A 12,618-nucleotide genomic window follows, 5' to 3' on the forward strand; every position below is an offset into this window, starting at 1 on the left:
CAAGGTGATAGAGAATACGAGAAGCAATAAAACCCTGCTGGTACATTTTGATTTCAGGAAATAAATCGCCCGCCTGAGATCAATTAAACCAATGGATAATTTGCCACACCGCAGCTAAGAATATCTTTCTGTTGCCACATGGTAGGCAGGATCTTCCAATATATTTACTTCGATCACATTACCAGCATTTTTAAGCAGCAAACGGCAATCTTCACTCAAGTGTTTCAGGTGCAACTTTTTCCCGGCCAGGCGATATCGTTCAGTCAGCTTGCTTAATGCGTCGATACCGGACATATCCGAAACCCGGCTCTCCTTAAAATCGATCACCACTTCCTCAGGGTCTGTCAACACGTCGAACTTTTCTACAAACGCGGTGACCGAACCAAAGAATAAAGGGCCAAAGATCTCGTAATGCTTAACACCAGTAACGTCTATAAATTTCCTTGCCCTTATGCGTTTCGCACTTTCCCAGGCGAATACTAAGGCTGATATAATTACGCCTATCAAAACGGCTAATGCCAGGTTATGCAGCCAAATGGTGATCAAAGCAACCAGTATCCCCACAAACACATCCTGTTTTGGCATTTTATTAATAATGCGAAAGCTGATCCATTCGAAAGTCCCGAAAGCTACCATCATCATTACGCCGGTTAATGCCGCCATTGGAATGCGCTCAATAATAGGCGCACCAAATAAGATAATGACTAATATTGTTAGCGAAGCGATGATCCCTGATAATCTGGCGCGGGCCCCCGCGGATAGGTTAACCAGGGTTTGCGCTATCATAGGGCAGCCACCCATTCCAAAAAAGAACCCGTTCAGGATATTGGCGCTGCCCTGGGCAATCGCTTCACGGTTGCCGTTACCGCGGGTAGCCGTCATTTCATCCACCAGGTTAAGCGTTAGTAACCCTTCCGTCAAACCAACACCGGCCATAATCAAGGCATAAGGAAAAATGGTTGTTAATGTATCCAGGTTAAGCGGGACAGACGGTATGTGGAATGGTGGGAAACTACCGCTTACCTCGGCAATATCCCTTACAATTTTGGTAGGAATTCCAAACCCAAGCACGATCAGGAATACGACGATAATAGCAACCAGAGATGGCGGTACCGCCTTGGTGATACGTGGCAATACAACTACGATACCGATGGTCAGCGCAACTAAACCCGCCATAATATAAAGCGGCGGACCTGACAACCAGGTTTCATGGCCACCCACCACGGTTTTAAACTGCTCGAGTTGCGCCACAAAAATAATAACAGCCAAACCGTTAACAAAACCATACATGACCGGCTGTGGCACAAGCCGTATGAATTTGCCCAGTTTAAACAAGCCAACTACTATTTGGATTAGGCCGGCCAAGGCTACCGCAGCAAATACATATTCAAGGCCGTTTGATTTCATCAGGGCGATCAATACAACAACAGTCGCACCTGCACCACCAGAAATCAACCCGGGCCGGCCACCAAATACGGAGGTAATTAAACCCATTATAAATGCGGCGTACAAACCAACCAGTGGCGGGAATCCGGCGAGGATGGCAAATGATAATGATTCAGGCATCATTGTCATGGCAACGGTTAAACCGGCTAATATTTCGTTTTTGTAATTGATTTTTTGAGAAAAGTCGAATAAATTAAGATATACCTTCATAGAATGACTGATGGAAGAACAAGAATAAAATTTAAAAAAATAAGGATACAGGCGCCATAAAGAATCATGGCGCTAAAAGTTCATTCCTTAAATATCAGGGTGGTGTAACGGGTGAAGATGAAATAATGCAAATCATTCTTCTGCGAAAATAAGAAAAAACTGCTTTAGTGGCAAATCATTAAAATGCAGCCGCTAATATTTATAGTATTTTAAAAAATGCTTACACACGATAAAAAAGTATTTCGCCTTTCAAAGTTCGTGAAAAGGCGTTGCTAAATCAATTGATTATTACAGGTGTCTGTTAGGACTTTAAAACATTTTGCTAACGGATAGAGAGTCTATACTTCTAACTCTGGCAGGCGCACCTGCCGCTGCCTTATTATCTGGAGGCTTACTGGCACTATTTTTCAATAAGTTACACAATTTAATTTTAACGGGTCACAAAAAGGTGACCGATATATTTTGATATTAAACGTACTATTCATGTCGTTTAAAGAACGAAAATTAACGTATGCAACGAGACCATTTAATCATTTAATGCTTTTATAAAAGTGCTTGGTTAAATTCTTTTCTTAAACAAATAGTTTAACTTAGAAGAATTATGATCTAATTCATATCGCATAGAGAACCATAAGGCAAAGTCAATTTCCTGTTTTGGGGTTGGCCTGTATCTTTCCTCCGAAATTATACAGCGGAATAATGGCAAGATATGGGTAAAAAGCTAAATTGATAAAGGTTCAACATTTTGCTTTCGCCTGCCACTTGATAAGTGCTTATACCTTCTACTTTAAAAATTATTTTATGGCTATATCAAGAAAACAAGATCAGATAAAGAAAGTGGTAGTTGTAGGAACGTCCGCAGGGGGGTTAAATGCCGTAAAATCGTTAGTTAGCCAGTTGCAGGAAAAGTTTGAAGCGCCAATATTGATCGTTCAGCATATTTCAGCTGATGCTACAGGGAATGTACTTTTAAACGCGCTGAATAAATTGGGTAGCCTAAAATGTGAACATGCGGTGAGCGGCACCAGTCTTCAAAATGGTCATATATATCTGGCACCTTCTGATCATCACATAATGATCGATGACGATGAAAAAATCTTAGTTACCAAAGGGGCGCAGGAAAACCGGTCAAGGCCAGCTATCGACCCACTTTTTCGTTCCGCCGCCGCAGTTTTTGCTAATAAGGTTATAGGCATACTTTTGACGGGCTATTTAGATGACGGTACAGCGGGTATGATAGCTATTAAAAGATGTGGCGGAACATGTATAGTTCAAGATCCTGCAGATGCTGAATATCCTGATATGCCCAACAACGCATTAAACCAAACAAAGGTTGACTACTGTTTGCCCCTTATGGAAATGGGCGGCCTACTCTACCAGCTTCTTTCTAAGAAAAGTGGTAAAAGCAAACCTATTCCCAAAGACATCTTAATAGAAACAAAAATCGCAAAAAGGGTATTGAGCGATCTGCCTTCAGTAAATGCTTTAGGCGAACAAGTGCCTTTCAATTGTCCTGGTTGTGGCGGAGTATTATGGAAAATAGATGAGAGTTCTGCGCTGCGTTACCGCTGCCATACCGGGCATGCCTATACCTCCGCATCTTTGCTTGCAGAGCAAACCATGAAAATAGAGGAAACGATGTGGACAGCGCTCAGGATGTTTGAAGAACGCAAAAACCTGCTCACGACCGTAGCTAAAGATCAACGGGGAGCTACTGCAAAATCATCATTAGAAAGGGCAAATATGTCTCAGGTTCATATTGACCGTATCAAAGCTATTCTCCTTGCAGGTGATAAAGAACCAACAAACAACATGCCCATTTAGACATTTAAAGGTTTACTTTCAGATCATTTATATCACGCCTGATACAGAAGAGATATTACACTTTTAAAATAATCTACACCAAAAGTTTTTTCAAAAAAATCAAGGACAGGACAAACTTGTGCAATATTTTTTAAGCCCGTCAGTCCATTTTAATTTCTGATACTATCTACACAACTCAACGGTTTACGTCCTATGGAATTGCATGATCAAGGTCCCGGAATATCCAACATTATTATTAGAGGAGTTAAACCGCGGTTTACTGATTCCTTCATAATCCGGGCCTTTTGCCATTTATTGTAGTTTCTTTGCTTACCTTATTTACATTTCATATTATTTACGATTTGAAATTTCAGGCAATTCCTCATCGGGCACAGTAAACCAAAACGTAGTTCCTTTACCTAATTCGCTTTCTACCCCCATCTCACCGCCATGTAATCTAATAATTTCAGCAGATATATATAGACCAAGCCCTAAACCTGATGCGTGGTTGTTATCTTTCGCTACTCTAAAATATCGGTCGAAAAGGTTACTTAAATTCTCAGGTCCAATTCCCTTGCCTTTGTCGCTGACTGATATTTTAGTCATTCCTTTTGGATGTTGCACATTTATGGTAATCTCTAAGGATTCGGATGCGTGTTTTACAGCATTATTAACCAAGTTTACAAGTACCTGGTCAATTTTCTCCCTGTCTGCAAATATGGAATAAGAAATACTACTCAGGTAATTGATATGATATTTTCCCTCCAAACGAATGTGGCTGCAACATTCATCAACCAATTCCTTCACATTAAATGTCGCTTTTTTTAAAGACAATTGCCCCTGCTCTATTTTTGTAGAACTCAACAAATCATTCACGAGGCAATTTAGCTTAATAACATTTCTTTCTGCAGTTTCTGTCATTTTAATAAGCCGTTCCGTTACTGTTGTTTCTGTCTGTAACATCCGGCTCATCAACTGCAGATTTGCCTTAAGGCTGGTGATAGGTGTTTTGAGTTCGTGGCTCGCCACACTTATAAATTCTTCTTTATGCACTTTTAACTGATGTTGCTCTGACACGTCAACAATAATTGTGTATCCAAGAAGTCCGGATTCATCCGGAAAAAGAATAGATGTTACCTGGCACCAGATCATCGTCCCATCCTTTTTGATTAGCCGGGTTTCTAAAGAAAAAAACGGAGTTTCTTTGTGCCAAAGTTGCTCCTGAAGAGCCTGCCAATGTGATTTATCTGCCGATGGGGAATAATCAAGGATATGCGCACCAATGATCTCTTCCTTGGTGTCATATCCCAGTAGTTTGACCAGGGCCATATTAACCTCAAGGATGTTTAAGTCGGGGGAGATCACCTTACTGGCTAATCTCGAACACTCAAAAATTGTTCTGAATAAGTTTTGACTGTTTCCGACTTTAAGCCGTTCGGTTTCAAGCGTCAATTCGATGTTTTTTTTCTTTAACGATTCTATAGTATCCATTGCCATGAGTACTATCCTTAAGTTCCGCTATGTGAATTTAGCAGATGTGGATGATCGCTCCGTTAAATAAGCTTAAAAAGGTGGGATTGTTTCAACTAGTTTGCGTGTCAGGATCAAAGAGTACTATGCGCTTTTTTTTATTGAAGATGTGTTAAATTGTAGATTATAAAGAAGTGAGGTTTACTATCGGCACAAGCGGCGTAAATACGGTTTTGTAATTAAATTCACATCATGATCATGTTGGTACGGGCTTTGATAACCCTTAAGCAATTATTGCCGTTCAACTATCAACCATATCAAAAATGAGAATACTTTTATTTTATGCTATTTTATTAATAGCCACCCCTTTTTATACAAAGGCGCAATCTACTGTCGATATAGTTCAAACCCTTGAAGAAAAATATAATTGGTCAAGGGCTAAGGTTATAGAAGAGAGCATTACTATCAATGGGCCAGCGGAGATGTTTACCAGGATTATGTCTGATAAGCGCTCCTTCGACATTTCAACATTTTCTTACTTAAGTTCCTACTTAGGTAAATATTTCGATAAGGTCTATGGTACTGATATATTAAACTCAGCAGAAAAAACTTCTGTAAATACAACAGCTCAACAAAAAGCTGCGTGTGCAAAAGAAATTGCCAAAATCTCTGGCAAATTGCATATCACATTAAATGCACGTAGTACAAAATTAACAGATAATAGCTACGAACTCAGCATGACGACTTTGACAACGATTGGAGAGTTTTTAAACCCTGAACGAGGCGTAGGGGTTGCAGCAGGATGGAGACCGATTGCGAATAAAGTTGCAATAACCATTAATACACTGAATAAAACCGGGCAGCCTATAGTTAGGTGGAGCAAGGATTTGAGCAATTGTACAATTGATTTGCTTGTAGGCGGCGACACTAATTATTCAAGTGTGATTATAGATGGTTTGAAAAAGGGCGGAAAAATGTAGTACATCTATCCTTGTGTGCTGATGATAAACTTCTGTGGATATCCCGCAAACGCTTCGCTAAGTTATGTTGCGCGCATGAGACCAAGGGTCGTTCGTTGACTCAACTTCTCAGCAATACGATTAAGCTATATTACAACCAAAAACCTATTATTTTGCTATCACTGCCGAATATTTTGCTGCTGAGAAGTATTTACGTACTGAGTGCTGCGTCTCCCACAGATTTGATTTGAACTATATCTTTTAAAAGAGTCACTTAAGTTATATATCGACTATAAATCAACAATTACTACAGGTATCCGTTAACTACACAAACTAATACCGTTCATGAAAAATATATTTGTCTTCGCTTTATTTACGCTTTCTTTATTTTCAGCAACAAGCACGTATGCACAAACTGATGAAAACAGAATAAAAATTCAATTAACAGTTCCTTTTAAAGGGAAAAATATTATAACAGATTTAAACGGCATAACTACGTCCCTATCCCGGACTTACGAAGATACGCCAGCCATAAAATCAGATAGGGATTCTACACTAAGCAAGATAGCCGGTTACAATCCAGCGCCACTCTACCTGACTATGGATGCCAAAAAAATCAACGAAGAATTACTGAGCGTGTTTGCCAAAAAACAAAACAAATTCGACGGTACGATTACCATTGTTGACACCTATGGCAAAAACCCGACAAGAATTATCAAGTTTAAACAAGCAAGCTTGTATAGCTATACAGACAATGTAGCTGCGGGCGGATACGGAGAAACATATGGCTCGGCAGCCATATCAATAAGCTGCCAAGAGGTTTCAGTAAATGGTATAATCATCGAGCAATAATATAAAGTCGAAACGTGAGCACGGTGGAGTACTTATTGCGCCTTAAAGTATCAATTTAAATGGCATATTGATTACTTCTTATTAATATTATGCTGAGTTGATCACTGGTACTTTTAAAAATGCTTAAACCGCTCCCAATTTACTTTTTCCTGTTACTTCTATTTTGCTTCATGTCCTGCCGTAGAGACAGGGTCATCAATACTTCCTTTTATTATTGGAAAACAGTTTACTATACCAATAAAACGGAACAAAAATATTTTGGCGCGCTCGACTGCAAAAAATTTTACGTGCGAATCATGGACGTAAACTACGGCGATAACGGTATTGTGCCTGTATCGCCGGTTACCTTTAAAACAGTTCTGCCAGATTCTGTACAGCTTATTCCAGTTGTATTTATTGTTAATGATGTACTTAAAAATCAAACTAACAAGCAACTGGACGACCTTGCCCGGAAGATCATCTACTATGTAAACGGCCGGATCAAACCGTCAGGCAAGACATCTTATAGCGAACTACAGCTTGACTGCGACTGGACACGCACAACCCGCGATAGCTACTTTTACCTGCTTAAGCGCATCAGAACTGACTCAGGCCTTAAAAACAAAAAACTATCTGCCACATTGCGCCTGCATCAACTTAAAAATCAAAAAAGCAGTGGCATACCACCGGTAGACCGCGTAATGCTTATGTGTTATAACATGGGCAACCTGCGCAAATATGGCCATCAAAATTCTATACTGGAACAAAGCGAACTGGAAAAATATGCGGGTAATAACTTAAGCGAATATCCTATGCCGATTGATATTGGACTACCTATTTTTAGCTGGGCAGTAGTTTTTAGGCAAAGGCAATAGGCAGGCATTGCCAAGAGATTACAAAGTGAAAGCTTCACCGACAGCCAAATTTTTAAAGCAAGCGGCAGCAACTTTTACACGTTGCAAAAAGACCTGCCTCAATATGGTTTACTACGCGGTGACGAAATTAGATGGGAAAACCTATCGGCGGATCAGTTACTGTCTACCGCCAACTATATTCAAAAATTCATATCGTCAGACACTGTAAATATCATCTATTTTCACCTAAACGAACAGACACTTAAACAATACACCTATGAAGACCTGGAAAAAACTGCTGCAGTATTCCGTTAGCATTACAGGCTTGTGCCTGATGAGTGTGGCTATCATAATGGCTTGCTCTGATGAGCCCGATCCTTACGATTACTATACTTCTTTTTTTCATCCCGATATTCAGGGTAAAAAAGATTTCGGTGCTTTTTATTTTACAGATTACCAGTTCACCTACGGCAATGACGAACCGGCAAGCGAAGCTGCCATCAACGCTGCCGAGTGGACGCAATATTTAGGGGGTCAGGTTAAAGCTGATGATGTAGAAAAAATCATGTATCACCTGGATACAGCAGGCAAAGAAAGAGCTTATCATTTTTTTGACCAAGACCCGCCGATAGCAGATAGTTTAGCCAGAAGCAACTTTTTATGGAGCCTGAAAGATCCGGCACACGCTTCCGCCAGAAAGTATTACCAGTTTGCCGTTCAGGCAGAGCTTTTAGGGCAATCTAACTATAACTACTGGGAACCTGCGCCGTTAGACACTGCCGGACTAAAAGAGGAAGCGGCAAAAGCGGTACAATCTGCAGTGGAAGAGAACGACAGTTTCTTGAAGTTGCGCTACTTTTACCAGGCACAGAAACTTAACCATTACGCAGGCAACTATGTAGAAGCGAAAAATATCTACGAACAGCACATTGCTAAAAACTCATCGTCCAGCCATGTAATGGGGTGGGCATTGGCGTTGAAAGCGGGAGAAGAGCGCCGCCTGGGTGATACCATTCAAGCGGCTTTTCTGTTCTCTAAAGTTTTTGCCCAGTATCCCGAGCGCAGGCTGCAAGCCTACCGCAATTATCACTACATCAATGCGCCATTTAACGACGTATTAAACTTAGCCCAAACCCCAGAGGAAAAAGCAAACCTATATGCTATTAAAGGTTTTGCCAATCCAGAAATTGAAACAGATGATCTTGAACAAGTTTACAATAACGCGCCTGCATCATCATTAATAGGCGTGCTGCTGGTACGGGAAATTAATAAACTGGAGCAATACTACCTTACCCCGGCACTTAATAACAATAACGATCAGTTTTACAGCAACCAATCACCAGTGAAAAATGAGGTTTTGGGGCAAAAAACAGTTGTTGGTAAAGGGCTTTTGTGGGCCGGGCTGGTTATTTTACTCTTTGGGATAATTGTGCTTGTCATAGGGTTTAACAAACAACCTGATAAGCCAGTTATTAAGATAGCAGGTGGCATCCTAACACTGGTGGGTGCTGTTTGCATGGTATGGTTTTTTACACACAAACCAAATAGCATAACACAAGCGCAGCAACTACCACAAGGCAGCTTTTTTGTTGCCATGCCCGACAGTGTTAAGACGAAATATGAAGCGCATATCAAAAAGCTTAGCAGCTTTTGCCAAAAGCTTACGAATGATGCTAAGTACAATGAGCCACAAATAGGGGCTCTGACAAACGCCTACCTATACTTTATGCAGAATAAACCAAAAGATGGCCTTGCTGCACTGAAAGAATTGGATGGTCAAAATCTTAATGCAAAATTTGGCGATCAAAAGCAGATCGTGAACCTTCTGTTATCCGCCCAACGCATAAAACAATTCAAAGCGGTTGAGGAAGCGTCTTTACTGCCATCCTTACAATGGCTTCGTGAAAAGGTAATAGCAGGCGGTAAACCCAAAACTGATGTGTACCCACCTACACCAAACGATAACAACCAATTTGCCATTACTCAGCGCAATTTTTATAACTATGTACTGGCTCCGGCTTACCTGCGTCAGGGCGATACTGCCCGTGCCGCCCTGACTATGTTAAACAGTAATAATAACAACATGGCCAGCAATAGTTGGTATATCGACAGAGACTTGCCCGACTTTTGGTTTAACTATCTGCATTCTGCCCAGCTTAAGCAAATTATCAATTGGAAAACACATCCCCCAGCAGACAAATATCTTTCATTTTTAAGCAGCGGCCTAAACCGTGTAAACACTGATAACCTGAATGAACTTTTAGGCACCATCGCCTTGCGGGAACATAATTACACGGAAGCTAAAACAGCGTTTAGTCGCATCAATAACAGAAAAATCATCAACGCTTCTTACAACGGAGACGATAATTATGGTAGTGGTGATAGCTTCCAGGGAGATCCATTTCTGGCCGAGATCAATGATTATCCTAAATATTTTGCAGGGCAGCGATACACAAAACTGACCTTTGCGCAACGAATGGCAGACCTGGAGAGCCAAATAAAAAAAGAGCCGAAAAATGCCGATGCCTATTATCAAATGGCTAATGGTTTATATAATACTTCTACTTACGGCAACTCATGGGGCCTTATTGCATACACATGGTCATCTTATGATTTTGGCCGCAAGCCGCTTTATTATTTTGACGGTGATTATATCAGGGCAGCAAAAGCAAAAGAGTATTACCTAAAAGCCCGTCAATTAACTACAGATAGGGAATTTAAAGCCAGATGTACCTTTATGGCGGCCAAGTGTGAGCAAAAAGAGCACGTGGCGCCATCTTTTATGGACAGCTATGATACTTATGAGAAACGACAAAAATTATATCTAAAACAGCTTAAGCAAAACAGCTACTTTAAAGAGATGCAACAGTATAAAACAACTACATTTTATCAGACTGCAGTAAACGAGTGTAGTTATCTGAGTGATTTTGTCAGATCGAATTAAAAAAATTAAACACAGCTTATTATTAACTACATATGGAATGGTTATTCAAAAACAAAATATTTAAACTTAACAAGCGGATAGCATTATGGCTTCTTGTTCTATGTTCGTCTGTAACAGCAGATGCGCAGAACGGCACTTACGAAAAGAAAGCTTCCCAAGGTGCATATGGAATAATTTCCTTCCAGAAAAATGGCAACCAGGTAACAGCAGAGATTTTTACCTGGTGGAATACAAAATCGGCCCAAACAGGCAGCTATTATGGAAAAGGTGTATTGAAGAACAACACGATTGTGTTACATAGTGACGAAAATGATCCTGAATGCAAAGTAACACTCAGTATTGTTCAAGGCAAAATTAAAGCATTATTTAATAGCTGCAGTACCGACCATTTAACGGACGACTTTAACGGCTTTTATAACAAGATCACTGATGCTGTGACCGGCGATTATGTAGTTACAGCGCCCAAAGCTTACTTCTATAGAAGCCCCAATTTAATCAGCAAACTTAAAACCTATGTACTTAAAGGCGATAAAGTAAGACTGGATATTGACAGAGTTGGTGCCAGCAAGCAAAATTGGCTATATGTATATTTCACCAATAAGGCAGGAAAGGAAACAGCCGGATTTATGCCAATGTCCAATCTTAGCAGGTTGGAATAATAGCCTCATCGTAAACTGCCTGTAATTGGCAAAGGTTTTTGGTTAACCTTATTAGATAAGGAAGTAGTTATAGCGTATTCATGAAGAGATCATTATCTGTTTGCAAAGCGTAAATACCCTGTTACTCCATTACACGGGTAACTCTGCCCTCGTAAACAAGTAAGCAACCTTAAAAAGATCCATAATTAATTAATATCGTTTATAAGTAACTATTCTGTACGGCCTAACTGATAATTATGCACCAGCTTACCGGCATCGTTTACCACCATAACGCCATGTACATAGTCAGCCTCCTCGTCTTTCCTGTATTCGATAGCGTACCCCTGTTTACATTTCGCTACCTGAGATAAATAAAATTTATCAGGTGGCAAGGCCCACAAAACTTTCCCTGTTTTAATATCTATCTTTTGAATACTCATGGGCGGATCCGGTGCAGCCGTGGTGTTAACTACAATAATAACGTTATCCTGATCCTGATAAATAATAGCAGGACTAAAGTATTTTCTGCCAGGGGTAACATTGCGTTTTACGAATTGCCCGGTCTCTTTAAGGTATTTTACCTCTAATAGCTGATTAGGCTTATCGTCATCGAAGTAATCGCCCATATAACCAAATTCAAAGTAACGACTGGTATTGTAGATCTGTTTCCAAATTGCATCAGCCTCTGCCTGATTGTTTGCCAACCTCTTAACGGAGGGGAAATAAAAAAAGGTTTCACCCTCATTATTCATCACGTCGATCATTGGCTTATAATAGTTGAATTCAAGTTTAGCCACTCCGGAACTTAATTCAGGATAATCTTTAAACGTGCTTTTAGTAACATCAGTAAGGCGATTGTTCCGGGTATCTAATTGTAACAATATGGTATTGCAGCCAATGGCGTATATCACATCGGGTGAGTAGATCTTAAATGTAAGCGAACAACGGTTATTCCGCATGGTTTCGTCGGTCATGATCCGATCGGCTATCAGTTTACCATCCATCGCATTGTTGAACTGTGCATGCAGCTCTTGTTCAGACGTATTGTTGCCTTTAGCAATATAGTCAACGCCCATGCGCAAATAAACAGGGTCGCCGGTGGCTGTGTTTGCGTAAACAAAGCTGCTATAGTATGACCGAGGGGTTTTGTAAGTAGCGTAGGTATTGGTGGCGTTTCTTTTTGGTTGCAACAGCATCGTCACTACATAAACAATTGCTATAAAAGCGATTACCCCAATAAGTACATAAACCGGCAATTTGGGGCTTACCGGAGGCGCGGAGCTTTGCAATGGGGGCACCTGCTCGTGATGGTGATAAATATGCGTATCATCACTATCCAGGAAATATTCTGTTTGGCAGTTTTGGCACCGGTAGAAATCGGGCTTTAATTCTTGCTTGAATGTACTGCCACATTTAGGGCATTGTATCGCTTTAATGTCTTTGGCCATTTAGTTAGCTAAACA

10 protein-coding genes are annotated in these 12,618 nt (G+C 40.4%); 7 read left to right on the forward strand and 3 right to left on the reverse strand.

All coding sequences use genetic code 11. From position 1 onward, the window contains the following. Nucleotides 1–114: 114 nt before the first annotated feature. Entirely contained in the window at nucleotides 115–1,656 is a 1,542-nt protein-coding gene (locus A0256_22345; protein AMR33991.1) for a sodium-independent anion transporter, read from the reverse strand. An 807-nt stretch (nucleotides 1,657–2,463) separates the two neighbouring features. On the opposite strand from A0256_22345, the gene A0256_22350 reads away from it, so the two are divergent. Then, nucleotides 2,464–3,480 (forward strand): chemotaxis protein CheB, encoded by a 1,017-nt coding sequence (locus tag A0256_22350; GenBank protein AMR34649.1) that lies wholly within the window; start codon nucleotides 2,464–2,466, stop codon nucleotides 3,478–3,480. A gap of 330 nt (nucleotides 3,481–3,810) precedes the next feature. Here the strand turns inward: A0256_22350 and A0256_22355 are convergent, their stop codons facing one another. Further along, complete coding sequence (locus A0256_22355; protein ID AMR33992.1) at nucleotides 3,811–4,956, reverse strand: hypothetical protein; 1,146 nt, start codon at nucleotides 4,954–4,956, stop codon at nucleotides 3,811–3,813. A 296-nt stretch (nucleotides 4,957–5,252) separates the two neighbouring features. Between A0256_22355 and A0256_22360 the strand changes: the two genes are divergently transcribed. From A0256_22360 to A0256_22385, 6 genes are all read left to right on the forward strand, one after another. Continuing rightward, a complete protein-coding gene (locus A0256_22360; protein ID AMR33993.1) occupies nucleotides 5,253–5,909 on the forward strand; it encodes a hypothetical protein in 657 nt (218 codons plus the stop codon). Between the two features lie 324 nt (nucleotides 5,910–6,233). Continuing rightward, on the forward strand, nucleotides 6,234–6,740 hold the full coding sequence (locus tag A0256_22365) for a hypothetical protein (protein ID AMR33994.1): 507 nt from the start codon (nucleotides 6,234–6,236) through the stop codon (nucleotides 6,738–6,740). Between the two features lie 170 nt (nucleotides 6,741–6,910). Next, nucleotides 6,911–7,594, forward strand: coding sequence for a hypothetical protein (locus A0256_22370; protein AMR33995.1), 684 nt, complete (start codon nucleotides 6,911–6,913; stop codon nucleotides 7,592–7,594). Nucleotides 7,595–7,675: 81 nt separating this feature from the next. Next, nucleotides 7,676–7,888 (forward strand): hypothetical protein, encoded by a 213-nt coding sequence (locus tag A0256_22375; protein ID AMR33996.1) that lies wholly within the window; start codon nucleotides 7,676–7,678, stop codon nucleotides 7,886–7,888. 19 nt (nucleotides 7,889–7,907) lie between these two features. Continuing rightward, complete coding sequence (locus tag A0256_22380; protein ID AMR33997.1) at nucleotides 7,908–10,517, forward strand: hypothetical protein; 2,610 nt, start codon at nucleotides 7,908–7,910, stop codon at nucleotides 10,515–10,517. A 32-nt stretch (nucleotides 10,518–10,549) separates the two neighbouring features. Continuing rightward, a complete protein-coding gene (locus tag A0256_22385) occupies nucleotides 10,550–11,176 on the forward strand; it encodes a hypothetical protein (protein ID AMR33998.1) in 627 nt (208 codons plus the stop codon). Nucleotides 11,177–11,385: 209 nt separating this feature from the next. On the opposite strand, the gene A0256_22390 is transcribed toward A0256_22385, so the two are convergent. Then, nucleotides 11,386–12,603: a hypothetical protein gene (locus A0256_22390; protein AMR33999.1), complete on the reverse strand. Its 1,218-nt coding sequence runs from the start codon at nucleotides 12,601–12,603 to the stop codon at nucleotides 11,386–11,388. Nucleotides 12,604–12,618 lie beyond the last annotated feature (15 nt).

It is taken from the genome of Mucilaginibacter sp. PAMC 26640, from assembly GCA_001596135.1.
GTDB lineage: Bacteria > Bacteroidota > Bacteroidia > Sphingobacteriales > Sphingobacteriaceae > Mucilaginibacter.